The organism is Angustibacter sp. Root456 (genome assembly GCF_001426435.1).
In the GTDB taxonomy this organism is placed as follows: Bacteria; Actinomycetota; Actinomycetes; order Actinomycetales; family Angustibacteraceae; genus Angustibacter.
In genome coordinates this window covers 307,680-333,086 of sequence record NZ_LMER01000014.1, presented here as the reverse complement: position 1 = coordinate 333,086, position 25,407 = coordinate 307,680, and the positions used below count along the sequence as shown (strand labels likewise).

Here is a 25,407-nt window from a genome sequence, read left to right as displayed (position 1 = left end):
TGGGTGCTCCTCGGCCCGGGCCTGGCCATCGGCGGGTTAGGTGGGGTCGTCCTCGGGCCGGGCTTGGTGGCTCGGAGCCGGAGCTAGTCCGCCCGATGTGCCGAGAGCAGAGCAGTGGGTCACCTGGAGGCCATCGGGTGGCCGCCTTCTCTGCACTCGACGGTCTCGACGCGAGCGACGACGGCTCAGCGCGGGCAGTACATCCGCCGCCGGCCGCCGTCCTCGTGCCAGGTGTGCTCGGCCATCGGCCGCCCGCACAGGGGACAGCTGAACTGCGGGTCGGGGGCCGAGGTCTCGGGCTCGTGCTCGGAGCCCAGCTGCGCCGGGCCGAGGAAGCGGAACAAGAACGCGTAGACGCGCGCTCCCCACCACGGACGCACGCTCACGGCCCACGCTCCCACCACGCGGCGCCGACGCCACGCACGCGTTCAGTGTCGCACCGACCCACCCGCCTACACTGGACGGGTACCCCCACGAGAGACGAGGCTCCTCACGTGTCGATCCAGGACATCCGCCTGTTCGGCGACCCGGTGCTGCGCACGCCCGCGGCCGTCGTCACCGACTTCGACAAGGAGCTGCGCCAGCTGGTCAAGGACCTCACCGACACCATGCTCGACGCTCCCGGCGTCGGGCTGGCCGCACCGCAGATCGGCGTCGGGCTGCGCGTGTTCACGTACTGGGTCGACGACGAGCTGGGCCACCTGGTGAACCCCAGCCTCGACCTGTCCGAGGAGGAGCAGGACGGCGAGGAGGGCTGCCTGTCGTTCCCGGGCCTGGCCTTCGACACCCCGCGTGCGCTGCGCGTCGTCGCCAAGGGCCAGAACATGCACGGCGAGCCGGTGGTGCTCGAGGGCTCCGAGCTGATGGCGCGCTGCATCCAGCACGAGACCGACCACCTCGACGGCATCCTGTTCATCGACCGCCTCGACCGCGAGCAGCGCAAGCTCGCGATGAAGGCGATCCGCGAGGCGGAGTGGGCCGGCGGCCCGACGCCGACGGTCAAGCTGAGCCCGCACGCCACCTTCGGCAAGGCGCTGTAGCGCGTGCGGCTCGTCTTCGCCGGCACCCCCGAGGTCGCGGTGCCCTCGCTGCGTGCGCTGCTCGCGTCGGCGCACGAGGTCGTCGCGGTCGTGACCCGGCCGCCCGCCCGCGCCGGGCGCGGCCGGCAGGTGGCCGACTCACCCGTCGCGCGGCTCGCGCGTGAGGCCGGCCTCGAGGTGCTCACCCCCGCTCGCCCGAGCGACCCGGACTTCCAGGCTCGCCTCACCGAGCTGGCCCCCGACTGCTGCCCGGTCGTGGCGTACGGCGCGCTGGTGCCGCAGTCGGCGCTCGACATCCCGCGGCACGGCTGGGTCAACCTGCACTTCAGCCTGCTGCCGGCATGGCGGGGTGCCGCGCCCGTGCAGCACGCGATCATGGCCGGTGACCCGGTCACCGGTGCCAGCACCTTCCGGCTCGAGGCCGGCCTCGACACCGGGCCGGTGTACGGGCTGATGACCGAGACCATCTACGCCGACGACACCAGCGGCACGCTGCTCAGCCGTCTCGCCGAGGCCGGCGCCGGGCTGCTCGTCGCCACCCTCGACGGCATCGCCGACGGCACGCTCGAGGCCCGCCCGCAGTCCGAGGAGGGCGTGAGCCTCGCGCCCAAGGTCGAGGTGGCCGACGCGCGCGTCGACTGGCACCAGCCCGCGACGCGCATCGACCGACTGGTGCGCGGGTGCACGCCGGCGCCCGGTGCGTGGACGACGCTCGACGGCGCCCGGCTCAAGCTCGGCCCCGTGGCGCTCGGGCCCCGCCCGGAGGCACCGGACGACGCGCTGGCCCCCGGCGAGCTCGCCGTCACCAAGCACGAGGTGCGGGTGGGCACCACCACGGTCCCCGTGGTGCTGGGGGACGTGCAGCCACCGGGCAAGCGGCCGATGCCCGCCGCCGACTGGGCGCGCGGTGCGCGCGTCGCGAGCGGCACCCGACTCGGCGAGAACGCGTGAGCGGCCCCCGTCAGCGCTCCGCCCAGCGGCCCTCGCAGCGCGCCCGGCGTCCCGACCCTGCTCGTGCGGTCGCCTTCGACACCCTGCGAGCCGTCGCCGAGCAGGACGCCTACGCCAACCTCGTCCTGCCTCGCCTGCTGCGCGAGCGTCGTCTCGCCCCGCGCGACGCCGGGTTCGCCACCGAGCTGACCTACGGCGCCTTGCGGATGCGCGGTCTCTACGACGCGGTGCTGACAGCCTGCGTCGACCGCCCGCTCGGCGAGCTCGACGCCGCGCTGCTCGACGCGCTGCGCCTCGGCGTCCACCAGCTGCTGGGCATGCGGGTGCCCGCGCACGCCGCCGTGAGCGAGACCGTCGCCCTCGTGCGCGGCCGTGTCGGCCAGGGCCCGGGTGGCCTCGCCAACGCCGTGCTGCGCCGCGTTGCCGAGCGCGACGTCGAGCAGTGGGTCGCGCAGGTGGCCCCCGACGCCGCGGCCGACGTCGTCGGCCACCTCGCCGTCGAGCACAGCCACCCGGTCTGGGTCGTGCGCGCCCTGCGTGAGGCGCTCGCCGTGCGAGGGGTCGCCCCCGAGGCTCTCGACGACGAGCTCGCGGCCCTGCTCGCCGCCGACAACGCCGCCCCGAGCGTCTCGCTCGTCGCGCGCCCCGGCCTCGCCGACGTCTCGGAGCTCCTGGACGCCGGAGCCACGCCCGGTCGCTGGGCACCCGGAGCTGCGCGCTGGGCGGCCGGTGACCCCGGAAGCATCCGCGCCGTGCGCGAGGGCCGGGCGGGAGTGCAGGACGAAGGCAGCCAGCTGGTGGCCCGCGCGCTCGCGGACGCCCCCGTCGAGGGCAGCGACGAGCAGTGGCTCGACCTGTGCGCGGGGCCCGGGGGCAAGGCCGCCCTGCTCGGGGCCCTGGCCCGCGAGCGCGGCGCCCGCCTCACCGCCGTCGAGGTGGCGCCCCACCGGGCCGACCTCGTGCGCACCGCCGTGGCGCCGCTCGCTGACACGGTGGAGGTCCGCTGCACCGACGGGCGCGAGGTCGGCGACGACGAGCCGGGGCGGTACGACCGCGTCCTCGTCGACGCCCCGTGCACCGGGCTGGGCGCGCTGCGCCGTCGTCCGGAGGCGCGGTGGCGGCGCAGCCCAGCGGACCTGTCGACCCTGGCGCCGCTGCAGCGCGACCTGCTCAACAGCGCCATCGACGCCACCCGGCAGGGCGGCGTCATCGCCTACAGCACCTGCTCACCGCACGTCGCGGAGACGCGTCTCGTGGTCGACGACGTCGTGCGCCGGCGCGACGACGTCGAGCTGGTCGACGCCTCGGCGCTCGTGCCGGTGCCGGACGTCGGCGGCCCGACCGTGCAGCTGTGGCCGCACCGGCACGGCACCGACGCCATGTTCTTGGCGTTGCTCCGACGCAGGTGAGCAGCGCGGCGGACCCTCAGGTCCGCGCTCGCGCGGCCGATGCTAACCGGTGACCGTGCCGCGGTCCTGAGTGCCAGGGGGAAGACGACGTTGGGGCAGCAGCGCTACACCGCCGAGCAGCGCGACACCGTCGCCGACGCCCTGCTGGCCGATCCGGCCGCGCGGGTGGTGGCGGTGAACGACAGCGGCCTCATCGTGCCCATGCCGCCTGCGGTGCCGGTGCGCGAGGCCGCGACCATCTCCGGGGCCGCCTCGGTGCTCGAGCTCGTCCACCCCGAGGACATCGTGACCGTCATCGACCTCTGGCACGAGGTGCGCGTCACCGGCGCCGCCAGTACGCGCGCCGGGGCGTTGCACGGGGCCGGCTCCACGATCACGATGCACGGCCTCGACACCCGCGAACGCTTCGGCGTGCTGCTGGCGTTCCTCGTGGGCTACCGCGACGTCGCGGCGGACGACTCGGCCCGCGCCCAGGACGCCCTGCGGCCGCGGGTGTGCGTGGTGCGCAAGGACGAGGTCGCCTGCCTGCTGGAGGTCGACGAGACGGTCACGCGGCTGCTCGGCTGGACGCCCGAGGCGTACGCCGGTCGCCGCACGCTCGAGCTCATCCACCCCGACGACCAGCAGCGTGCCATCGCCAACTGGATGGACCTCCTCCAGCACCCCGGTGCGGCTCGCCGCACCCGTCTGCGCCATCGCCACGACGACGGCAGCTGGCTGTGGTTCGAGGTGACGAACCGCAACCTGCTCGCCCACCCCGACTACCGCTGCGTGCTGGCCGAGATGGTCGACATCGCCGAGGAGATGGCGGTCACCCAGGCGCTGGAGGCCAGCGACCAGCTGCTGCGCCGCCTCACTGAGGCGCTGCCGGGAGGGATCCTGCAGATCGACACCACTGGGCGAGTGGTGCACCGCAACGCGCGCCTGGCCGGAGTGCTCGGTCTCGAGCTCGCCTCGGTGTTCGAGCTGTACGACGTCATGACCGACCCCGAGCCGCTACGCGACGCCCTGCGCTGCGTACGAGACCGCGGTGTCGACGCCGACCTCGAAGCCGACCTGGCAGCCGACCTGGCAGCCGACCTGGCAGCCGACCTGGCAGCCGATCTGGCAGCCGACGCGGTCGACGCGGTGCAGGGGCTGCGGCGCGTGGCCATCAGCGTGCGGGGGCTGCACACCGACTCCGGAGAGTGCACCGGCGCCATCTTGTACCTGTCCGACGTCACGGAGGCCGCCCAGCTGCGTGAGCAGCTCGCGCACCGCGCGAGCCACGACGACCTCACCGGCTGCCTGGTGCGGCGCGCTGCCATCGAGCGGCTCGAGGGATCGCTCGCGGCGCTTCCCGGCGAGTCCGGCGGCCGGGAGGCTCGGGCGAGCGTCAGCGTGCTGTTCATCGACCTCGACGGTTTCAAGGACGTCAACGACCGGCTCGGTCACGCCGCCGGCGACGCGTTGCTGCGCGAGGTCGGACGGCGACTGCTGGCCGATGCCGGACCAGGCGGCGCCGTGGGTCGGTTCGGGGGAGACGAGTTCGTCGTGCTCCGCACCGACCTGGGCTCGCACGAGGCGGTCGCACATGCCGTCGCCGCGGTCCAGGACCTCCTGCGCGAGCCGTTCGACCACGACGGCACCGAGCTCGTGCCGGTCGCGAGCGTCGGGGCGGCCTGGACGGACACGCGGATCGAGGCCGACGCGCTCGTCGCTCTCGCCGACGCGGACATGTACCGCGCGAAACGCTCGCGGCCCGACCGGCGTCGCCACACCCGCCAGCAGGCTCCGGCCTGAGGCGGGGTCAGCGTGGGGGCTCGCCCCACGCGATGGCGAGCTCGATGGCCCGCGACCACCGCTCCAGCTCGTGCGCGCGGGCTTCGCAGGTCATCTGGGGTCGCCACTCGGCGGCGCGGTGCCACTGTCGGCGCAGCACGTGCTGGTCGGGCCAGTACCCGCTGGCCAGGCCCGCCGCGTAGGCCGCGCCGAGCGCGACGGTCTCGGCCATCATCGGCCGCACGACGGGCACGTCGAGCAGGTCGGCGACGGCCTGCATCAGCAGGTTGTTCGCCGTCATGCCGCCGTCGACGGCCAGCACGCGCAGCGGCACGCCCGAGTCGCTCTGCATGGCGCGCGCGACCTCCTGGGTCTGCAGCGCCGTCGCCTCGAGCACCGCCCGAGCGATGTGGCCCTGCTTCACGTACGACGTGAGACCGACCACGACACCCTGGGCCTGCGGCTGCCAGTGCGGCGCGTACAGCCCCGCGAACGCTGGCACGACGTAGCAGCCTCCGTTGTCCGTCACGCTCGCGGCCAGCGTCTCGATCTCGGCGGGGGTGCGGATGAGGCCGAGGCTCTCGCGGCACCACTCCACCAACGCACCGGCAACGGCCACCGACCCCTCGAGGGCGTAGACCGGCGGCTCGCCGTCGAGCTGGTGCGCGACCGTGGTGACGAGCCCGTGCCGCGACCGCACGACCTGCTGGCCGGTGTTGAGCAGCAGGAACGCGCCGGTGCCGAACGTGCACTTGCCGTCACCCGGCTCGAACGCGGTCTGCCCGAACAGCGACGCCTGCTGGTCGCCGATCACCGCGGCGACCGGGATGCCGGGCACGGGGTCGACGGTGGTCCCGAAGCCACCCACCGAGGGCCGGATCTGCGGCAGCATGGCGGCCGGCACGCCCATGCAGGCGAGCAGCTCGTCGTCCCACTCGCCCGTGCGCAGGTTCATCAGCTGCGTGCGGCTCGCGTTCGTGATGTCGGTGGCGTGCACGCCACCGTCGACGCCGCCGGTGAGGTTCCACAGCAGCCAGGTGTCCATGGTGCCGAACAGCACCTCACCGCGCTCGGCCCGCTCCTGCAGGCCCGGCACGGTGTCGAGCAGCCACCGCAGCTTCGGGCCGGAGAAGTAGGTGGTGAGGGGAAGGCCCGTGCGCTCGTGGATCTCGTCCTCGGTGAGGGTCCGACAGACGCTCGGCAGCAGGTCCGCGGTGCGCGTGTCCTGCCAGACGATCGCCGGCGCCACGGGCCGGCCGCTCGCGCGGTCCCAGACGACGGTGGTCTCGCGCTGGTTGGTGACACCCAGCGCGACGACCTGCGAGGGGTCGATCCCGGCGTCCGCCAACGCCTCGGGCACGATGCGGCGCACGACCTCCCAGATCTCCTCGGCGTCGTGCTCCACCCAGCCCGGGCGGGGGTAGCTCTGCCGGTGCAGGCGCTGCGCGAGCGACACCAGGCGCCCCTGGTGGTCGAAGACCAGGCAGCGAGTCGACGTCGTGCCCTGGTCGAGGGCCGCGACGTAGCGCTCCGTCACGTGGCGCGTCCGTGCCCGAACTCGCGCGACACCGCTCGCGCCGCCCACAGCACGTCCTCGACGAGCTCGGGACGCGGCCGGGACCTGCTGTCGCACAGGAGATCGACCGGCCCCGTGATGCCGAGGGCGGCGACCACGTAGCCACCGCGGTCGCGGATCGGGGCCGCGATGCCCGCCAGCCCCGGCTCCGCCTCTTCGACCGCCGCCGCCCAGCCGGCGTCGCGGACGTCGGCCAGCTGGCGCAGCAAGGTGCTGCGGTCGCTCACCGTCCGGTAGGTGAGGCTCTCGAGCGGCTCGCCCAGGCAGGCGCGGGCCGCCCCGGGGTCGAAGGCCACGAGCACCTTGCCGAGCGCCGAGGCGTGCATCGGCACCGACGTCCCCGTCTGCATGACCTCGTCGCAGGAGTTGACCCGGAACACGTGGTGCGCGATGAGCACCTGACCGTCGCGGAAGAGCCCGACGCGCGCCGACTGCCCGGTGCGGGCGGCCAGCGCGTCGGTCCAGTTGATGGCTCGCGATCTCAGCTCGTTGACGTCGAGCGGCTCCGATCCGAGCTGCAGCAGGTCGCGGCCGAGCCGATAACGGCCCTGGGCGTTGTCCTGCTCGACGAACCCCACCGCACAGAGGGTCTGCAGCAGCCCGTGGGCGGTCGGCTTCGCCAACGACAGGGCAGACGAGATCTGCGCCAGCGCCAAGGGCTCCATCTCAGTGGCCAGGAGCTGGACGATCGCCGCCGCGCGTTCCACGGACTGCACGGTGCCCGCCATGGCCCGAGGCTAATCCGGACAACGCCCGCCAGCAGAGGACGAAGCGTTCGACATCGCCGAACGCCGTGGCGTTCGGCCATGCCGAATGGTGCCCGTTGTCGCGCTCGCTCCGTCTTCCTAGCGTCTGCGCATCTCGTTCCGGCCCTCTCAGGCCCCCAGATCCACTGCAGACGAAGGAGTCTGGCCAATGACATCACTCGGTAGGCGAACGCTCGTCGGAGAGCTGGTCGCGGAGTTCGTGGGGACGGCCGTCCTCATCCTCTTCGGCGTCGGCGTCGTGGCTCAGGTCGTGACCGGCAAGGGCGCGCTCGGCGACCACGACTCGATCGCCTGGGCCTGGGGGCTCGGCGTGGTCTTCGGTGTCTACACCGCAGGGCGCATCAGCGGTGCCCACCTGAACCCCGCAGTGTCGGTGGCGCTCGCGGCCTTCCGCGACTTCGAGTGGCGCAAGGTGGTGCCGTACTCGATCGCGCAGACCGCCGGGGCGTTCGTCGCGGCGCTCATCGTGCGCTTCACCTACGCGGACGCCATCGCGACGGTCGACCCCAAGCACACGATCGCCACGCAGGGCATCTTCTCGACGCTGCCTGGCAACGGGTCCCTCGACATCAGCATCGGCACTGCCGTGCTCGACCAGGTGGTCGGCACCGCGATCCTGCTGTTCCTCATCCTCGCCGTCACCGACGTCCGCAACAGCGCGCCGGTGGCCTGGATGGCGCCGTTCATCGTCGGCCTCATCGTCGTCGCGATCGGCATGGCCTGGGGCACCAACGCCGGCTACGCGATCAACCCGGCGCGCGACTTCGGCCCCCGCCTGGCGTCGTTCATCACCGGGTACGGCACCGCGTTCCGCGACCAGGGCGGCGGCCTGTACTTCTGGGTGCCGATCGTCGCGCCGGTCGTCGGCGGCCTGATCGGTGCCGGCGCCTACGTGCACCTCGTCGAGCGCTTCCTGCCGGCGGCAGACGAGCCGACCGAGGTCGGCGAGATGCCCACTACCGACCTGCGCGACGACGTCGCCGCCACCGCGTCCGCGCGCTGACCCAGGCGCTCACCCCATCCACCGCAGAACCCGCGAAGGAGCACTCCATGGCTGAGTACGTCGGCGCCGTCGACCAGGGCACCACCAGCACCCGCTTCATGATCTTCGACCACGGCGGCAACGAGGTCGCGCGCCACCAGCTCGAGCACACCCAGGTGATGCCGAAGCCGGGTTGGGTCGAGCACAACCCGGTCGAGATCTGGGAGCGCACCAGCTCGGTGCTGCAGACCGTCATGAACGGCCAGGGCCTGCAGGCGAGCGATCTCGCGGCCCTCGGCATCACCAACCAGCGCGAGACCACGGTGGTGTGGAACAAGCGCACCGGCCGTCCGTACTACAACGCCATCGTCTGGCAGGACACCCGCACCGACAAGATCGCGGCGGCCCTCGACCGTGACGAGCGTGGGGCGCTCATCCGCGAGCGCGCCGGTCTGCCTCCGGCGACGTACTTCTCGGGCGGCAAGATCCAGTGGATCCTCGAGAACGTGCCCGGCGTGCGCGAGGCCGCCGAGAAGGGCGACGCGATCTTCGGCACCACCGACTCGTGGGTGCTGTGGAACCTCACCGGTGGGGTCGACGGCGGCGTGCACGTCACGGACGTCACGAACGCCAGCCGCACGATGCTCATGAACCTCGAGACCCTGCAGTGGGACGACGACCTGCTGGCGATCTTCGGCATCCCGCGCCAGATGCTGCCCGAGATCAGGCCGTCGTCCGACCCCTCGCTGTACGGCACGACCCTGGCGCACGGCCCGCTGGGTGGCGAGGTGGCGCTGGCGGCCGCACTCGGTGACCAGCAGGCCGCCATGGTCGGCCAGGTCTGCCTGGCAGCCGGCGAGGCCAAGAACACCTACGGCACGGGCAACTTCCTGCTGCTCAACACGGGCACCGAGCTCGTGCGCTCGCAGAACGGCCTGCTGTCGACGGTCTGCTACCAGTTCGGCGACCAGCCCGCGGTGTACGCGCTCGAGGGCTCGATCGCGGTCACGGGCTCGGCGGTGCAGTGGCTGCGCGACCAGCTCGGGATCATCCAGGGCGCCGGCCAGAGCGAGACCCTCGCGCGTGAGGTGCCCGACAACGGCGGCGTGTACTTCGTGCCGGCGTTCTCCGGGCTCTTCGCGCCGTACTGGCGCTCGGACGCGCGCGGCGCCATCGTCGGCCTCTCGCGGTTCAACACCAACGCCCACATCGCGCGCGCCACGCTGGAGGCGATCTGCTACCAGAGCCGCGACGTCGCCGACGCGATGGAGAAGGACTCCGGCGTGCGTCTGGAGGTGCTCAAGGTCGACGGTGGCGTGACCGCCAACGACCTGTGCATGCAGATCCAGGCCGACGTGCTCGGCGTGCCCGTGAGCCGCCCGGTCGTGGCCGAGACCACGGCCCTGGGTGCGGCGTACGCGGCCGGCCTGGCCGTCGGCTTCTGGAAGGACCCGGAGGAGCTGCGCAAGAACTGGAACGAGAGCAAGCGCTGGCAGCCGCAGTGGGACGAGGAGCAGCGCGAGACCGGCTACCAGGGCTGGACGAAGGCCGTGCAGCGCACGCTCGGCTGGGTGGAGGTGTGATGCCGGACACCGTGCGGCTCGACCCGCAGGCCCGCGGGCGGGCGCTGGACGCCATGGCTGCTGAGGAGCTCGACGTCCTCGTGATCGGCGGGGGAGTGGTCGGTTGCGGCGCTGCGTTGGACGCCGCGACTCGCGGGCTGCGGGTGGGGCTGGTCGAGGCGCGCGACTACGCGGCCGGCACGTCCAGCAGGTCGAGCAAGCTGATCCACGGCGGACTGCGCTACCTCGAGCAGCTCAACTTCGGTCTGGTGCGCGAGGCGCTGCGCGAGCGCTCGCTCATCCTCAACCGCCTGGCACCGCACCTGGCGCGGGCCGTGCCGTTCATCTACCCGCTGCAGCACCGGTTCTGGGAGCGCCCGTACGTCGGCAGCGGCGTCCTGCTCTACGACACCATGGGTGGGCGGCACGGCGTGCCGGGCCACCGGCACCTGACTCGCAAGCAGGCCCTGCGGGAGTTCCCGTCGCTGCGCAAGGACGCGTTGGTCGGCGCGGTGAAGTACTACGACGGGCAGGTCGACGACGCGCGCCACACGATGATGATCGCCCGCACCGCGGCGGCCTACGGGGCGCTGTGCGCGACGAGCGCGCGGGTCACCGGCTTCGTGTCGGAGGGTGACCGCGTCGTCGGCGCCGAGGTGCAGGACCTCGAGAGCGGGCGCACCGTCACGGTGCGGGCTCGCGAGACCATCAACGCCGCAGGGGTCTGGACCGACGAGATCCAGGAGATGGTCGGCGGGCACGGCCAGTTCAACGTGCGCGCCTCCAAAGGCGTGCACGTGCTCGTGCCGCGCGACCGCATCCACGCCGGCACCGGCATCATCAGCCGCACCGAGAAGAGCGTGCTGTTCATCATCCCGTGGGACACCCACTGGATCATCGGCACGACCGACACCGACTGGGCGCTCGACCTGGCGCACCCGGCCGCCAGCCGCAGCGACATCGACTACCTGCTCGACCACGCCAACCGGCTGCTGGCCACGCCGTTGACGCACGACGACGTGGTCGGGGTGTACGCCGGGCTGCGACCGCTGCTCGCGGGGGAGTCCGACTCGACGTCGCAGCTCTCGCGCGAGCACGCGGTCGTCAGCCCGGTGCCGGGCCTGACCATGGTGGCGGGCGGCAAGTACACGACGTACCGCGTGATGGCCCAGGACGCCGTCGACGCGGCGGTCACGGGGCTGCCGGGCAAGGTGGCGGCCTCCTGCACCGACCAGGTGCCGCTCGTGGGCGCAGAGGGTTTCGCGGTCGCGTGGAACCGCCGCGAGACCACCGCGGCCGAGTGCGGTGTCCACGTCGCGTGGGTGGAGCACCTGCTGCGCAGGTACGGCACCCTCACCGACGAGGTGCTCGACCTCGTGCGGCAGGACCCTGAGCTCGGCCGCCCCATCGAGGGTGCCCCGACGTACCTGCGGGCCGAGGCCGTCTACGCCGCGGCGGCGGAGGGGGCACTGCACCTGGACGACGTCCTGACCCGCCGCACGCGCATCTCGATCGAGACGCCCGACCGCGGTGAGGCGAGTGCGCCCTACGTCGCACAGCTCGTGGCGCCGGTGCTCGGCTGGGACGACGCCACCGTGCGCAGCGAGATCGAGCACTACCTCGCCCGGGTCGAGGCGGAGCTGCAGTCGCAGAAGGAGCCGGACGACCAGACCGCGGACGCCGCCCGGCTGGGCGCACCGGACGTGCGCGGGCTCGGGAGGTCTGGCCGGCCCGCGGCCTGACCGCGCCCGAGGAGCGGGAGGCGGGGCGGCGGGCGTGGAGCGGCGGATCGCTAGGCTCGCGACGTGGCCCCGCAGATCTCGCCCAGCATCCTGTCCGCCGACTTCGCCCACCTCGCGTCCGAGCTCGAGCGCATCGCGAGCGCCGACTGGGCGCACGTCGACGTCATGGACAACCACTTCGTGCCCAACCTCACGCTTGGCCTGCCAGTGGTCGAGGCGCTGGTGAAGGCCAGCCCCCTGCCGGTCGACGCGCACCTGATGATCGACGACCCCGATCGCTGGGGCCCCGGCTACGCCGAGGCCGGCGCGCAGAGCGTGACCTTCCACGCCGAGGCGGCTCGCGCACCCGTGCGCCTCGCCCGTGAGCTGCGCCGACTCGGCGCCCGCGCTGGGCTGGCGCTGAAGCCGGCCACGCCGATCGAGCCGTTCGTCGACCTGTTGCCCGAGATCGACATGGTGCTCGTGATGACCGTCGAGCCGGGGTTCGGCGGCCAGGCGTTCCTCGACGTCTGCCTGCCCAAGGTGCGCCGCGCCCGCCAGGCCATCCGCGACAGCGGGCTCGACGTGTGGCTGCAGGTCGACGGCGGCGTCACCCCCGAGACGATCGAGCGAGCCGCGGACGCCGGAGCCGACGTCTTCGTGGCCGGCTCGTCGGTGTACGGCGCTGAGGACGCCGCGGCCCAGATCGAGACGCTGCGCGAGCGTGCGCAGCGTCACAGCCACGACGGGCCCGTTCGCACCTGACGGGGCTACACTCCTGGCAGCAGCACGCGTGCTCCGGGGTCGGTGAAATTCCGAGCCGGCGGTGACAGTCCGCGACCCGACCGCAGCCAGCGGCCGGTTGACCTGGTGGAACTCCAGGACCGACGGTGAGAGTCCGGATGGGAGGAGACACGCGGCGGTGCAGGTGCCTCGGCGCCCGTGCCGCCGTCGACGCGCTGTCCCCGACAGGGGTCAGCCGTCGGCGTGGTGGTGACCGCTCGCTTGGCGAGCCGAGGCCCGGCCCGACGGCCGCGACCTCGCACCACCCGACCCCGGAGCCCGCCCCGAGCGAGGCGAGAGGGGTTGACGGTGGAGATCGGCGCAGCGAGCACGTCCGAGGCCGCGATGGCCCGCGCGCTCGACCTCGCCAGGCGTGGGCCGGTCGGGGTGAACCCCCGCGTGGGTTGCGTGGTGCTGAGCACCGACGGACGCGTCGTCGGCGAGGGCTGGCACGAGGGTGCGGGCACGCCCCACGCCGAGGTGGCGGCGCTCGCCGAGGCCGGGTCGGCTGCGCGCGGCGGCACCGCGGTCGTGACGCTCGAGCCCTGCGGCCACACCGGCCGCACGGGCCCGTGCACCGCCGCTCTGATCACGGCTGGCGTCGAGCGGGTGGTGTTCGCCCGCCCCGACCGCACGGCGGACGCCGGTGGTGGTGCTGAGCGGCTGCGCGCCGCGGGCATCGAGGCGGCGCTGATCGACGACGTCGGGCTGTGGGCCGCCGCTGACGCGCTCGTCGCCGACTGGCAGCACGCGGTCGACCTCGGTCGGCCGGTGGTCACCTGGAAGGTCGCGACCACGATCGACGGCCGCAGTGCCGCGGCCGACGGCACGAGCGCGTGGATCACCGGCCCCGAGGCCCGGCGCGACGTGCACGCCCTGCGGGGCGACGCCGACACGGTGCTCGTCGGCACCGGCACGGCCTGGGTCGACGACCCCCGGCTTAGCGTGCGCGACGAGGGGGGCGAGGAGGTCGAGCGCCAACCGTTGCGCGCTGTGATGGGGCTGCGCGGTCTGCGCCCGGGCAGCGCGCTCGAGCGGGCCGGCGCCACCGAGCTGCGCACGCACGACCCCCGCGAGGCGCTGCAGCGGCTGTGGGACCTCGACCGCCGGCACGTCTGGCTCGAGGGCGGCCCCACGCTCGCCGCCGCCTTCTGGCGCGCCAAGCTCGTCGACCGCCTTGTCGTCTACGTCGGGGCCGCCCTGCTCGGCAGCGGACGTCCGGCCGTCGAAGACCTCGAGATCAGCACCATGGCCGACATCGCGCGACTGCGGCTCGACGACGTCACCCGTTTCGGGGCCGACGTCCGGCTCACCTACACGCCGATCGAGAGGACGCCCTGATGTTCACTGGCATCGTCGAGGAGCTCGGCAGCGTCGTCGCGATCGAGCACGGCGAGCAGTCGGCGCGGCTGGTGCTGCGCGGCCCGCTCGTGGCGTCCGACGCCACCCACGGCGCCTCCATCGCCGTCAACGGCGTGTGCCTCACGGTGGTCGACCACGACCCGACCACGTTCTCGGTCGACGTCATGCTGGAGACCTTGCGCCGCAGTGCCTTGGGGCAGCTCGCGCCCGGCGACCCCGTCAACCTCGAGCGCGCCGTGCGCAGCGACGGGCGCTTCGCCGGTCACGTCGTGCAGGGGCACGTCGACGGGGTCGGCGAGGTGGTGCGCCGCGAGCCCGGTGACCGCTGGGAGGTCGTCACCGTGCGGCTGCCCCCCGAGCTCGCGGCCTACGTCGTCGAGAAGGGCTCGATCGCCGTCGACGGGGTCTCGCTCACCGTCAGCGCCCTGGACGGCGCCGCCGGCACCTTCAGCGTCTCGCTCATCCCCACGACCCTCGCGCTGACCACTCTCGGTCGGCGCGCCGTCGGCGAGGTGGTCAACCTCGAGGTCGACGTCCTCGCCAAGTACGTCGAGCGGCTCCTCGCCGCTCGCACCGACACCCTCCGGAAGGTAGAAGCACCGTGAGCCTGCTCAAGTGGCTGTTCGAGTCCCAGCTGACCATCGGCAGCCAGCACATCCTGTGGCGCGAGGTCATCGGCAACCTGTTCGGCCTGGCGTCGGCGGTGCTCGGCATGCGCCGCAAGGTGTGGGCCTGGCCGGTCGGCATCATCGGGAACGCGATGCTGTTCACGGTGTTCCTGGGTATCGCCTTCACCACACCGCAGGGGCAGACGCTGTACGGCCAGGCCGGGCGGCAGGTGTTCTTCATCATCACGAGCGTGTACGGCTGGTGGAAGTGGTCGGCGACCCGCCGCGCCGGGGGCGCGGGCGCGCCCGCGGTGCAGCCGCGGTGGGCGACCACCACGGAGCGGACGACGTACGTGGTGGCCGGGCTGGCCGCCGTCGTCGTCGCAGCCTTCGTGTTCCACGCGCTCGGCGCCGGCTTCCCGGCGCCGTGGTGGTTCTTCGTGGCCGACGCCTGGATCTTCGTCGGCTCCATCGTGGCCACCTACGCGATGGCCCGCGGCTGGGTGGACTTCTGGCTCGCCTGGATCGCCGTCGACGTGGTCGGCGTGCCGCTGCTGCTGCACTCGCACTTCTACCCGTCGGCCGTGCTGTACGCCGTGTACGCCGGCTTCGTCGTCTGGGGCTTCGTGGTGTGGCGCCGAGTCGCCCGCGACGAGGCGCCTGCCCTCGGGATCGCCGATCCGGCCGCGGAGTTGTCCGCGTGACCGGCCTGGCGAGCGTGCCGGAGGCGCTGGCGCAGCTGCGCGTCGGACGTCCGGTGCTCGTCGTCGACGACGAGCACCGCGAGAACGAAGGCGACGTCGTGCTGGCGGCGGAGCACGCCACCCCGGAGTGGGTCGGCTGGACCGTGCGGCACACGTCGGGGCTGCTCTGCGCCCCGATGCCCGCCGAGACCGCCGACCGCTTGCGCCTGCCCGCGATGGTGACCGACAACGAGGACCCCCGCGGCACCGCGTACACCCTCACCGTCGACGCGCGCGACGGCGTCACCACCGGCATCAGCGCCGCCGACCGGGCACGAACCCTGCGGCTGCTGGCGTCGGCGACGACGACCGCCGACGAGCTCGTGCGTCCCGGCCACGTGCTCCCGCTGCGGGCACGACCGGGTGGTGTGCTCGAGCGGGCGGGTCACACCGAGGCCTCGGTAGACCTGTGCCGCCTCGCGGGTCTCATGCCGGTCGCCGTGATCGCCGAGCTCGTGCACGACGACGGCAGCATGATGCGGCTGCCGGACGTGCTCGCCCTCGGTGCCGCGCACGACCTGGTCACCGTGAGCATCGCCGACCTGGCGCTGTGGCGGCTCACCCACGACGACGCGGTGCCGAGCGCGCCCGCTCAGGTCGCGGCGCCGCGGGTGCAGCACGTGGCCAGCACCACGCTGCCGACTCGGCACGGCACCTTCGTCGCGCGCGGCTACCGCGACCTGCTCACCGGCGCCGAGCACGTGGCGCTGGTGAGCGGCGACCTCACCGGGCCGGACGCCGTCGTGCGGCTGCACTCCGAGTGCCTCACCGGCGACGTCCTCGGCTCGCTGCGTTGCGACTGCGGGGCCCAGCTCGACGCCGCCCTCGAGCAGGTCGCCCGCCGTGGGGGAGCGGTGGTGTACCTGCGCGGCCACGAGGGACGCGGTGTCGGCCTGCTCGCCAAGCTGTCGGCGTACGCGCTGCAGGACCTCGGCCGCGACACCGTCGACGCCAACCTCGAGCTCGGCCTGCCCGCCGACGCCCGTGAGTACGGCGCCGCCGCGGCCATCCTGGCCGATCTCGGCGTGAGCCAGGTGCGGCTGCTCACCAACAACCCGGCCAAGGTGGAGGGGCTCGCGGCGCACGGCGTCGCGGTCGTCGGCCGCACGCCGCTGCGCGCCGGCGAGTCGGTGTTCAACGCCCGCTACCTCGCCACCAAGCGCGACCGCATGGGGCACGACCTCGGCCCGCAACGGGGTCAGGACGGCTCGCCGTCGTCGACCGCCGCGCAGCGCAGGCCGGCATGAGCGGCGCGGGCTCGCCCCGGATCGCCGTCGACCCCACGGGCGCCCGCGAGCTGCGCGTCGCCGTCGTGGCAGCGCAGTGGCACGAGCGCGTCATGGACGGTCTGGTCGACGGCGCCCTGCGGGCGCTGGCCGAGGCGGGCGTGGTCGACCCCCTCGTCGTGCGCGTCCCCGGGTCGTTCGAGCTGCCCGTGGCGGCCGCGCGTCTCGCGCGAGCCGGCTACGACGCGGTGGTGGCGCTGGGCGTCGTGGTGCGGGGCGGCACCCCGCACTTCGACTTCGTGTGCCAGGCCGCGACGTCCGGGCTGACGGACGTCGCCGTGAGCACCGGCGTCCCCGTGGGTTTCGGGGTGCTCACCTGCGACGACGACGCGCAGGCCCTCGACCGCGCCGGACTACCCGGGTCGCGCGAGGACAAGGGCCACGAGGCGGCGACCGCGGCGGTGGCCACGGCGCTCACCCTGCGGACGCTCGCGGTGCCCCGGCCCGGCGACGCGCGCTGACGCCGTAGGCTGGTGGCCTGTGAAGACCTTCGACGCGCTGTTCGCCGAGCTGGCCGACAAGGCGGCCACCCGTCCGGAGGGCTCGGGCACCGTCGCCGAGCTCGACGCCGGGGTCCACGCCATCGGCAAGAAGGTCGTCGAAGAGGCCGCCGAGGTGTGGATGGCGGCCGAGCACGAGGGCGCCGAGCGCACCGCCGAGGAGATCAGCCAGCTGCTGTACCACCTGCAGGTGCTGATGCTCGCGCGCGGGCTGAGCCTGCAGGACGTCTACGCGCATCTGTGAGCGGACGCCCCGCACGCCGCTCCCGCCGTCCCACCGCACCGGAGGACCAGATGCTCCGTATCGCCGTTCCCAACAAGGGCGCGTTGTCCGAGGCCGCCAGCGACATGCTGCGCGAGTCCGGCTACCGCCAGCGCTCCAGCAGCCGTGAGCTGGTGCTCGCCGACCCCGACAACGACGCCGAGTTCTTCTTCCTGCGACCGCGCGACATCGCCGTCTACATCGGCTCCGGCACGCTCGACGTCGGCATCACCGGACGTGACCTGCTGCTCGACTCCGGCGTCGACGTCGAGGAGGTGCTGCCGCTGGGGTTCGGGCGCTCGACCTTCCGCTTCGCCGGGCCGCCCGGGGTCGCCAAGGCCGTCGGCGACCTCGCCGGCCTGCGCGTCGCGACGTCGTACGCCGGTCTGCTCGAGCGGCACCTCGCCGACCACGGCGTCGACGCCACCGTCGTCCGCCTGGACGGCGCCGTGGAGTCGGCGGTCGGGCTCGGGGTGGCCGATGTCGTGGCCGACGTCGTCGAGACGGGGTCGACGCTGCGTGCGGCCGGACTCGAGGTGTTCGGCGAGCCGATCCTGCAGTCCGAGGCGGTGCTCGTCCGGCGGGCGGGGGCCGACGGCAACCCCTCCGTGGGCGTCCTCGCGCGGCGGTTGCAGGGAGTTCTCACCGCCCGTCGGTACGTGATGATGGACTACGACGTGCGCGTCGAGCTGGTCGAGCGGGCGTGCGCGCTCACCCCCGGGCTGGAGTCGCCGACGGTGTCGCCGTTGCACGACAAGGGCTGGGTCGCGGTGCGAGCGATGGTGCCGCGGGCCACCACCAACCGCGTCATGGACGAGCTGTACGAGCTCGGTGCGCGCGCCATCCTCGTGACCGACATCCACGCCTGCCGGTTGTGACGGGCGAATGACGGGCGGTAGCGGCGCGGCGGGCGACCCCTTCGGGCCGTTCGTGCCGCGGCGCGGGCGCCGGGTGGCCACGGGCTTCGCGGTGGGTGCGCTGGTGGTCTTCGGGGTGCTGGCGATGGCCTTGCCCGCCACCGGCTACCGCGGCTGGTCGGTGGGTGACTCGCTGCTCATGGCCGGGTTCGGTGTGCTCGTGGCCGTCGTGATGTGGCGGTTCGCCGCGATCCGCGCGGTGCCGTCGCGTGAGGGCCTCGTCGTGCGCAACGTCGCGGTGACGCGCCGGTTGACCTGGGCCGAGATCGAGGCGGTGCGCTTCGCGAACGGCGACGCGTGGGCCTGGCTCGACCTGGTCGACGGCGACCAGGTGGCGGTGATGGCCATCCAGCGCTCGGACGGCGCGCGTGCGCTCGCGGAGGCCTCGCGGCTGGCCGCTCTGGTGCAGGGGCTCGGAACAGCCCGGCGATGACCGCGGTAGGCGTGGTGCTCGCTGCCGGCAGCGGTAGCCGGTTCGGCGCGGCCAAGGCGCTCGTCGAGCTGGACGGCGAGCGGCTGGTCGACCGCGCCGTCCGGGTACTGCGTCAAGGCGGTTGTGCTGACGTCCTGGTGGTGGCCGGGGCGGTGCCCGTGCGCGACGTCGACGCGCTGGTCGTCACGAACGTCGACTGGCCGACCGGCATGGCGTCGTCGCTGCGGGTCGGGCTGCAGTCCGCGCAGCGGCTGGGGGACTGGCCGCGGGCCGTCCTGCTGCTCGTCGACACGCCGTGGATCGGTGCTGCCGCGGTGCGCCGCCTGCTCGAGGCGCCGGCCGGCCCCGCGGTGCAAGCCTCCTATGACGGCACGCCGGCGCACCCCGTGCTGCTGGCCCGTGCGGTCTGGGCCGACGTCATCGCCGCCGCGTCCGGCGACCAGGGCGCCCGCGTGTGGCTGCGCCAGCACCCGGACGACGTCACCCTCGTCGACTGCACCGGCACCGGCCATCCCCGAGACGTCGACACCCCGGCCGACCTCCCACCCTCTCGTCCGTGATCATGCACGCCAGCGCACCCCCGTCGTCCGTGATCATGCACGCCAGCGCACGCGTGGGGAAGATCGCTCCACCGAGTGAAGGCAACCGGGGCACCCAGCTCCACTAGGAACGCAGCGGGGTGCCCCCGCGCCACACCCCGGGGGTCGGGGGGGCAGGCGGTCAGGGGGTGCGGGGGCGGCGGGGGTGCAGCAGCATCGCGGCCGCAGCCTGCGGCACGAGCATCACGAGCAGGATGGTGAACGGCAGCTGGAACGACCCCGTGGCGTCACGCAGTGCACCGACCACCACGGGGCCCGCCGCCGCGAGGCAGTAGCTGATCAAGAAGGCCAGGGCCGACAGCCGGGAGCTGCCGGCCGGCGTCAGCGAGTAGTCCGCGAACAGCACGAGCCCCAGCGCGAATCCCGAGCCCAGACCGAGCCCCAGCAGCGCGACCCAGACCCACGGCGCGGCTTCCGGCGCGAGCAGCATGCCGAGCAGGCCGCCCGCGACGCTCACGACCGACGCCACGAGCAGCGGACGTCGGTCGTGGACGCGGTGTGCCACGACGGGCCCGGCGACCCCCGACACCACTTGCATCGCGCTGAACACCGACAGCAGCAGGCCCGCGCGCGTCGCCGACCAGCCGTGCGCCTGGTAGAACGGCGGCACCCAGGTGAGCTCGCTGTAGAACTGCCACGACTGCAGCGCGAGGAAGCCCGCCACCAGCCACGCCGTGGGGTGCCGCCAGGGCAGCGGCAGGCGCTGCTCGGCGGATCCACCGGACGCCGTCCGGTGGGCTGCCGCGCGCCGCGCCACCGGCCACGCCAAGGCCGTGCCCAGCAGGGCGAGCAGCGTCCAGGACGCCAGGGACGCCGGCCACGAGCTCAGCGCGTTGGCCAGCGGCACGCTGACGCCCGAGGCCACGGCCGCTCCGCCCATCATCGCGAGCATGTACGCCGCCGTGACGAGGCCGACGTGCTCGGGGAAGTACTCCTTGACGATCCCCGGCGCGATCGTGCCGCCGACGGCGATGCCGAAGCCGGCAAGGAGCGTGCCCAGGTAGAGCAGCACCAGGTGCCCGCCGCCCCACCGCACCGCCGTGCCCACCGCGAGCACCGCCATGGCCACCGCGGTCGCCCGCTCGCGGCCGAGCCGATGCGCCATCCGCTGCGCCACCGGCGCGAAGACGCCCATGCAGAGCACCGGCAGCGTGGTGAGGGCGCCGGTCCAGGCCCGGCTGAGGTGCAGGTCCTCGCCGATGCGTTCGAGCAGCGGGGGCACGCTGGTGATGGCCAGGCGCAGGTTGAGCGCCACGAGCACGATCGCCGCGAGCATCAGGCCCGAGCCGTGCAGCCGGGAGGGTTGCGCCGCGCGCAGGGTGGTCACCGACTGAGCCTAGGTGGGGGGTCGTCGCGCTCGGCGGGCGGTACCAGCCGGCGGGCCTCGTCCGCGTCCAGGCCGGTGAGCTCCAGCAGGTCGACGACCATCGAGCGCACCTGAGCGATCACGACGTCCGACGACAGCGAGCTGCCCACTCGCGCCCGCACCGACGCGGCCGCGACCTCACCCAGCAGCTCGCGGCTGCGCTCGGGTTCGGACTTCGCGCTGATGGCGCGGGAGAGCTCCTCCGCCGCGTCGGCGAGCGCGCTGATGAGCCCCAGCACCTCGCCGTCCAGCGTCTCCCCGCGCCGGACGACGACCGTGACGCGGCGCAGCAGCACGCGCCCGTTGCGAACGGCGCGGTCGAGGTGCACTGCGAGCGCGGCGATGCCGAGCAGGTCGCTGCGGTGACCGCGCCGCCAGGGCGACGACCGCGCGATCGAGAGCCCGTCGCTCGCGGCGTCGCGCACGTCGTCGAGCCGGTGCTCGCTCGCACGGGCGCGGTCGAGCGTCGCGTAGGCGAGGCCGGTGTCGCTGGTGGCGACGGCCCGCACGGCGTCGCGGCACCAGCTGGCGAAGTCCTCCATGAGCGAGGCGGCCTCCTGCCGTGGGCGGCGCAGCGGCGATCCCGGCACCACCGCGGCGGCCAGGAGCGCCACGGCGCCACCGACGACCGCGTCGAGCCAGCGGCTCAGCCCCGCTGCCGGGGCTGGGGCGAGGGTCGCGACGATCGACGACTGCACCCCCGCCTGGGTCACCAGCAGGGGCCCGGCGTCGAGCAGCACCGCCAGCACCATGGCCACCGCCACCACGACGAGCACCTGCCACCCGCCGGTGCCGAAGGCGTGCACGAACAGGTCACCCGTGAGCACGCCGAGGGCCACGCCCACGGTGACCTCGGCCACCCGCTGCAGTCGCTGCCGGTAGCTGAGGCCGAGGCTGACGATGGCCGCGACGGGAGCGAAGAACGGCTGCGGGTGCCCGAGCACGAGCCGGGCGACGCCCCACGCGACGGCGGCGGCCACCGCGCACTGGGCGATGTGCCAGCCGTAGCGCCGAAGCAGCCGGACGCGATCGGACCAGCTCGAGACGGCGCGGCGCATGCGGCCAGCCTGACGGCTCGGCGGTCAGCGCGCTCGCGCGGCCAGCGCGTCGAGGGCCTGGGTGAAGCAGGCCTCGGGCGGGCTGACCAGACCGGCTCCGACCTGGCCGGTGCCGGCCACGCGCCCGGCCATGCCGGTGTTGATCACGGGCAGGACGCCGGTGCGCACCACGGCGGTGACGTCGATGCCGGTGGGCGTGCCGCGGAAGCCGAGCACCGGCACCTGGTAGGCCGGGTGCTCGCCGAGCGTGATGTCGTACATCCGCCGGGTCGTGGCGATCGCGTCGTCCGCCTCGCCGCCGACGAAGCGGACGATGGCGGGGGCGGCGGCCATGGCGAACCCGCCGATGCCGCCGGTCTCGGTGATCGCGGAGTCGCCGATGTCGGGGTTGGCGTCGTCGGGCCCGAAGTCACCGAGGAACAAGCCGTCCGGGGTGTTGGCCGGCGCGGTGAACCACTGCGATCCGGTGCCCGACACCTGGATGCCGAAGTCGGTGCCGTTGCGGGCCATGGCCACGACCATCGTCGAGCCCGGCACGTCGCGGGCGGCGTCCAGGGCGAGCTTGCAGGCGGGCATCACGAGGTTGAGGAAGAAGTGGTCGTTGCCGTTGCAGAAGCGCACGACGTCGGACACGTCGCCCGAGGGCGCACCGAGCTCGAGCAGCTCGGGCACCAGCTCGCGCACCAGCATCATGGTGCCCGCCCGGTTGCGGTTGTGGCCCTCGTCGCCCATCTGCAGCATCTGGGCGATGATCGAGCGGACGTCGACCGGACCCGTGGTGTCGACGCGGCGGCGCACCGCCTGCTGCAGCAGCGGGCCGAGCACACGAGCCATCCACTGCAACCGCTCGATCACCTCGGGGCCGTACGCGCCGTACCGCAGCACCTTGCCCAGACCCTCGTTCAGGGTGCAGAACGCCATGCCCCCGTGCACCGGGTCGCGCAGCACGAAACCCCACATGGACGGCGAGACGACCCCGGCCATAGGCCCCACCGCGTGGTGGTGGTGGCAGGGGTCGAGCGTGACGCCGTTTGCGTCGGCGAGCCGGCTCTCGGCGTCCTCCGGCGAGGACGCCAGGCCCTCGAGCACCATCGCGCCCATGAGCGCGCCTCGCAGCGGCCCCGATGCCCGCTCCCACGTGATCGGTGGTCCGGCGTGCAGGAACGTGCCGCGCTGCAGGCCGAGCGCCTCGGACGCCGGCACGACGTCGACGAGCTCGGCCTCGGCGCCCAGCAGCCGGTCGAGCGCGGTGCGGTTGGCAGCGTCGCGGCGCGCATCGGCCAGGACGGCGGACAGGTGCCCGGCCACGGCGTCCCCACCGAGTGGCGGGCGCCAGTCGACGCGGTCGACCGCGACCGCTTGGTCATCGAGCGCCTGCGCCAGCAGGTCGACCCCCACGGTGACGACGCTCGACGGCGCGCCGTCGAGCAGCCCGCGCAAAGCGCTCACGACGGCTCCTTCGTTCGGACGGCCTCGGCCGCGGCCCGGGCGGCCGCGGCGTTCGACAGGTGCACCTGCGCGCCGGCCTCGGCCAGGCGCGCGGCCTGACGCCCGAACCCTTGCGGGTCGGCGGGGGTGCCGGTCAGTGACACGACGACGGCGAGCTGGCTCGCGCCGTCCAGCGCCGCCTCGATGGCCGGGCCCAGCTCGGCGGCGGGGTCGGGGTGCGCGCCGTGCCCGAGCACGACGTCGAGCAGGATCGCGCCGACCCGCGGGTCGGCCGCCTCGATCGCCAAGCGCTCATCGCGCAGGGAGGGATCGATCATCGGGTGCGCGCGCCCGCGGGTGAGCGCGTCGTCGCCGAAGTCGACCATCGCGTGGTCGCTGCCGGCGTCCCAGCGGCCGGCCCCGCTGACGTCGAGCGCGAGGTCGCTCGACAGCGGGATGTTCGACCGGATCGGCCCGAGCAGCTCACCGGCCACGAGCATCGCCTCGTCGCACAGCGTGCCGCCGCAGAACAGACCGCGCAGGGCGTGGCCGGGGGAGCGCGGCTGCTCCGGGCCCCACGAGGGCCACAGGCGCGTGTGGCCGCCGAGCCGCTCGATCACCCGTTCGGCGGCTGAGGTCAGGTCGGGGCGACCGGGGCCGAGCGTCGCCCACTCGACGGCGAGGTCGAGCTCAGCCGCTTGGTGCTCCAGCGCGCTGACGACGTCGGGGTCGGCCGGTTTGCTCACCACCACCACGAGCTCGGTGCCGGGGTCAGCGGCGAGGGCCGTCAGGGCCTGGCGCGCCGATCGCCCGCCGACGGCGGCCGACAGGTCGCGACCGCCGAGCCCGAGGCAGTGCCGCACACCCACGCCACCGTGGGCCAGCAGGGCCATGAGCTGCTGCGCACCGGTGCCCGAGGCGGCGACGATCGAGACCGGCCCCGGCTCGACGACGTTCGCGAACCCCAGGCCGACCCCGCCCACGACCGCGGTGCCGCAGTCCGGGCCCATGACGAGCACGTCCTGCGCTGCTGCAGCGTCCTTGAGCGCGACCTCCTCCGCGACGGTCACGTTGTCGCTGAACACCATGACGCTCGATCCGGCGGCGACGGCGTCCATCGCCTCGGCGAGCGCGAAGGGGCCGGGCACCGAGACGACGGCCAGCGGGGAGGCGTTGCGCCGCAACGCGATCCCCGTCGTCCGCGGGGGCTCGGCCGTGCTGGCGCTGGTGCCCTCGGAGCGCGAGGTGAGCGCGGCGTCGACCGCTGCCAGACCCGCCGCGAGCGCGGCCTCGTCGTCGGTGCGCAGCGCCACCACGAGGTCGGAGGCGCCGACACCCGCAGGCAGGCTGAATCCCATGCCTTGCAGGACGTCCACGTTGAGTGGGGTGCCCATCGCGACCTGCGCGGCGACGACGCCGTCGACGCTGGCGACGCTGCGGCTGGCCTGCATCAGGGTCACCGAGTCGTGGTAGGTGCCGGTGCGCACCTCGACGTGCTCGTGGCTCACGCGGTCACCGCCTCACGCGCGCCCCGTCGCCAGGCCCGGTGCAGGACGCGCACCCCCGCGAGCGTGGCGCGTCCGGACGTCGCCCCGAGCCGCTCCACTTCCGCCGCCGAGTGGGCGGTCGGTGAGGTGAGGTGCTGCACCAGGACCGGCACGGCGTACCCGTGGGCCGCGGCGCGCAGGAGCTCGGCCGACAGCAGGGTCGTGCGTGAGGGGGCGGCCCTCGCGACCGTTGCGCCGACTGCCTCCACGTCGCGGAGCGCGTCCGGGTCGGCCAGCCGGCGGCCGGCCAGCAGCAGGCCCGCGACGGCGTCGTCGGCGTCAGGGGTCGAGCCGCGCCCCCGACCGAGCACCTGGACGAGGCACTCAGCGGCGGTGGTGTCCCTGGCGACCAGCGCGGTGGCGGCGTCGCGCAGCGCCCGGAGCGTGTCGTCGTCCAGCACCGACGGGCCGCCGGACGGCTGCGGGCCGACGCTGCGCGCGCCGGGGTGCACGCGGGGTGGGTCCCACCAGCGCACGATCTCGACGCGGTGGTCGCCGACCACCAGCTGCTGGTGACCGACGAGCGCCCGCTCGCCGTCCACTCCGGCGAGATCCAGGCGAGGCACCACGACCGAGCACGGCAGGGTCTGCGGCCCCGTCGCCCGGACCAGCACGATCAGGCGTCCCGCCACCTCGACGGCGGCGCGGTCGCGCCCCACGCGACGCACGAGGCCGGCCTGCGGGGGCCCGGTCAGCAGGTCGTGGACGTGCGTCGAGGCGGCACCAACCTGCGGATTCATGGCCAT

The 25,407-nt window shown here is 74.0% G+C and carries 25 protein-coding genes, 2 pseudogenes and 1 riboswitch; of the genes and pseudogenes, 19 read left to right on the top strand and 8 right to left on the bottom strand.

Going from position 1 to position 25,407, the window contains the following annotated elements; translation table 11 throughout:
* Positions 1-185: 185 nt before the first annotated feature.
* Entirely contained in the window at positions 186-386 is a 201-nt protein-coding gene (locus tag ASD06_RS06715) for a hypothetical protein (protein WP_082537809.1), read from the bottom strand.
* Positions 387-494: 108 nt separating this feature from the next.
* Between ASD06_RS06715 and def the strand changes: the two genes are divergently transcribed.
* The 6 genes and pseudogenes from def to ASD06_RS19935 all read left to right on the top strand — a co-directional run bounded on the left by def (position 495) and on the right by ASD06_RS19935 (position 5,182).
* On the top strand, positions 495-1,040 hold the full coding sequence (def, locus tag ASD06_RS06710) for a peptide deformylase (RefSeq protein WP_056674740.1): 546 nt from the start codon (positions 495-497) through the stop codon (positions 1,038-1,040).
* Positions 1,041-1,043: 3 nt separating this feature from the next.
* The gene (gene fmt, locus ASD06_RS06705; RefSeq protein WP_056674738.1) at positions 1,044-1,991 is read left to right on the top strand and encodes a methionyl-tRNA formyltransferase; all 948 of its coding nucleotides are present in this window, start codon (positions 1,044-1,046) and stop codon (positions 1,989-1,991) included.
* On the top strand, positions 1,988-3,400 hold the full coding sequence (locus ASD06_RS06700; protein WP_056674735.1) for an RsmB/NOP family class I SAM-dependent RNA methyltransferase: 1,413 nt from the start codon (positions 1,988-1,990) through the stop codon (positions 3,398-3,400). Before fmt ends, ASD06_RS06700 begins: the two co-directional genes overlap by 4 nt.
* A 39-nt stretch (positions 3,401-3,439) precedes the next feature.
* Positions 3,440-4,210: pseudogene (locus ASD06_RS19945) on the top strand (PAS domain-containing protein); the annotation flags it as partial.
* Positions 4,211-4,430: 220 nt separating this feature from the next.
* Positions 4,431-4,481 (top strand): annotated as a pseudogene (locus ASD06_RS19940) (hypothetical protein); the annotation flags it as partial.
* 47 nt (positions 4,482-4,528) lie between these two features.
* Positions 4,529-5,182: a diguanylate cyclase gene (locus ASD06_RS19935; RefSeq protein WP_369853699.1), complete on the top strand. Its 654-nt coding sequence runs from the start codon at positions 4,529-4,531 to the stop codon at positions 5,180-5,182.
* A 7-nt stretch (positions 5,183-5,189) separates the two neighbouring features.
* On the opposite strand, the gene glpK (ASD06_RS06690) is transcribed toward ASD06_RS19935, so the two are convergent.
* Together glpK (ASD06_RS06690) and ASD06_RS06685 are read right to left on the bottom strand one after the other, a co-directional pair.
* Positions 5,190-6,698, bottom strand: a complete 1,509-nt coding sequence (glpK, locus tag ASD06_RS06690) for a glycerol kinase GlpK (RefSeq protein WP_056675126.1) — start codon at positions 6,696-6,698, stop codon at positions 5,190-5,192.
* Positions 6,695-7,465 carry an IclR family transcriptional regulator gene (locus ASD06_RS06685; RefSeq protein ID WP_056674731.1) on the bottom strand — a complete coding sequence of 257 codons (771 nt, stop codon included), beginning with the start codon at positions 7,463-7,465 and terminating at the stop codon, positions 6,695-6,697. The genes glpK (ASD06_RS06690) and ASD06_RS06685 overlap by 4 nt, the downstream gene beginning before the upstream one ends.
* Positions 7,466-7,652: 187 nt before the next feature.
* Between ASD06_RS06685 and ASD06_RS06680 the strand changes: the two genes are divergently transcribed.
* The 13 genes from ASD06_RS06680 (at position 7,653) to ASD06_RS06620 (ending at position 19,223) form a co-directional block, all read left to right on the top strand.
* Positions 7,653-8,507 carry an MIP/aquaporin family protein gene (locus ASD06_RS06680; protein ID WP_056674729.1) on the top strand — a complete coding sequence of 285 codons (855 nt, stop codon included), beginning with the start codon at positions 7,653-7,655 and terminating at the stop codon, positions 8,505-8,507.
* A gap of 47 nt (positions 8,508-8,554) precedes the next feature.
* On the top strand, positions 8,555-10,069 hold the full coding sequence (glpK, locus tag ASD06_RS06675; protein ID WP_056674727.1) for a glycerol kinase GlpK: 1,515 nt from the start codon (positions 8,555-8,557) through the stop codon (positions 10,067-10,069).
* On the top strand, positions 10,069-11,790 hold the full coding sequence (locus ASD06_RS06670) for a glycerol-3-phosphate dehydrogenase/oxidase (RefSeq protein ID WP_056674725.1): 1,722 nt from the start codon (positions 10,069-10,071) through the stop codon (positions 11,788-11,790). Before glpK (ASD06_RS06675) ends, ASD06_RS06670 begins: the two co-directional genes overlap by 1 nt.
* Positions 11,791-11,853: 63 nt before the next feature.
* Positions 11,854-12,534 (top strand): ribulose-phosphate 3-epimerase, encoded by a 681-nt coding sequence (gene rpe, locus ASD06_RS06665; protein ID WP_056674723.1) that lies wholly within the window; start codon positions 11,854-11,856, stop codon positions 12,532-12,534.
* 24 nt (positions 12,535-12,558) lie between these two features.
* Positions 12,559-12,687: riboswitch (FMN riboswitch) on the top strand.
* Between the two features lie 174 nt (positions 12,688-12,861).
* The gene (gene ribD / locus ASD06_RS06660; protein ID WP_235502244.1) at positions 12,862-13,893 is read left to right on the top strand and encodes a bifunctional diaminohydroxyphosphoribosylaminopyrimidine deaminase/5-amino-6-(5-phosphoribosylamino)uracil reductase RibD; all 1,032 of its coding nucleotides are present in this window, start codon (positions 12,862-12,864) and stop codon (positions 13,891-13,893) included.
* A complete protein-coding gene (locus ASD06_RS06655) occupies positions 13,893-14,519 on the top strand; it encodes a riboflavin synthase (protein ID WP_056674721.1) in 627 nt (208 codons plus the stop codon). Before ribD ends, ASD06_RS06655 begins: the two co-directional genes overlap by 1 nt.
* Positions 14,516-15,226 carry a nicotinamide riboside transporter PnuC gene (gene pnuC / locus ASD06_RS06650; protein WP_056674720.1) on the top strand — a complete coding sequence of 237 codons (711 nt, stop codon included), beginning with the start codon at positions 14,516-14,518 and terminating at the stop codon, positions 15,224-15,226. The genes ASD06_RS06655 and pnuC overlap by 4 nt, the downstream gene beginning before the upstream one ends.
* A 5-nt stretch (positions 15,227-15,231) precedes the next feature.
* Entirely contained in the window at positions 15,232-16,512 is a 1,281-nt protein-coding gene (locus tag ASD06_RS06645) for a bifunctional 3,4-dihydroxy-2-butanone-4-phosphate synthase/GTP cyclohydrolase II (protein ID WP_056675120.1), read from the top strand.
* On the top strand, positions 16,509-17,012 hold the full coding sequence (gene ribH, locus ASD06_RS06640; protein ID WP_056674718.1) for a 6,7-dimethyl-8-ribityllumazine synthase: 504 nt from the start codon (positions 16,509-16,511) through the stop codon (positions 17,010-17,012). Before ASD06_RS06645 ends, ribH begins: the two co-directional genes overlap by 4 nt.
* Positions 17,013-17,031: 19 nt before the next feature.
* A complete protein-coding gene (locus ASD06_RS06635; protein ID WP_056674715.1) occupies positions 17,032-17,295 on the top strand; it encodes a phosphoribosyl-ATP diphosphatase in 264 nt (87 codons plus the stop codon).
* Positions 17,296-17,345: 50 nt separating this feature from the next.
* Complete coding sequence (gene hisG / locus ASD06_RS06630; RefSeq protein ID WP_056674713.1) at positions 17,346-18,191, top strand: ATP phosphoribosyltransferase; 846 nt, start codon at positions 17,346-17,348, stop codon at positions 18,189-18,191.
* 7 nt (positions 18,192-18,198) lie between these two features.
* A complete protein-coding gene (locus tag ASD06_RS06625; RefSeq protein WP_056674711.1) occupies positions 18,199-18,663 on the top strand; it encodes a PH domain-containing protein in 465 nt (154 codons plus the stop codon).
* Positions 18,660-19,223: an NTP transferase domain-containing protein gene (locus ASD06_RS06620; RefSeq protein ID WP_056674710.1), complete on the top strand. Its 564-nt coding sequence runs from the start codon at positions 18,660-18,662 to the stop codon at positions 19,221-19,223. The genes ASD06_RS06625 and ASD06_RS06620 overlap by 4 nt, the downstream gene beginning before the upstream one ends.
* A gap of 160 nt (positions 19,224-19,383) precedes the next feature.
* On the opposite strand, the gene ASD06_RS06615 is transcribed toward ASD06_RS06620, so the two are convergent.
* Genes ASD06_RS06615 through ASD06_RS06595 form a run of 5 tightly spaced genes read right to left on the bottom strand, consistent with a single transcriptional unit; the run spans position 19,384 to position 25,401 of the window.
* Positions 19,384-20,589, bottom strand: coding sequence for a CynX/NimT family MFS transporter (locus ASD06_RS06615; protein ID WP_157371556.1), 1,206 nt, complete (start codon positions 20,587-20,589; stop codon positions 19,384-19,386).
* Positions 20,586-21,686: an aromatic acid exporter family protein gene (locus ASD06_RS06610; RefSeq protein ID WP_056674708.1), complete on the bottom strand. Its 1,101-nt coding sequence runs from the start codon at positions 21,684-21,686 to the stop codon at positions 20,586-20,588. Before ASD06_RS06610 ends, ASD06_RS06615 begins: the two co-directional genes overlap by 4 nt.
* 24 nt (positions 21,687-21,710) lie before the next feature.
* Positions 21,711-23,126: a DUF1116 domain-containing protein gene (locus tag ASD06_RS06605; protein WP_157371577.1), complete on the bottom strand. Its 1,416-nt coding sequence runs from the start codon at positions 23,124-23,126 to the stop codon at positions 21,711-21,713.
* A gap of 5 nt (positions 23,127-23,131) precedes the next feature.
* Positions 23,132-24,622 (bottom strand): hypothetical protein, encoded by a 1,491-nt coding sequence (locus ASD06_RS06600; RefSeq protein WP_200941920.1) that lies wholly within the window; start codon positions 24,620-24,622, stop codon positions 23,132-23,134.
* Complete coding sequence (locus ASD06_RS06595) at positions 24,619-25,401, bottom strand: DUF2877 domain-containing protein (RefSeq protein ID WP_157371555.1); 783 nt, start codon at positions 25,399-25,401, stop codon at positions 24,619-24,621. Before ASD06_RS06595 ends, ASD06_RS06600 begins: the two co-directional genes overlap by 4 nt.
* Positions 25,402-25,407 lie beyond the last annotated feature (6 nt).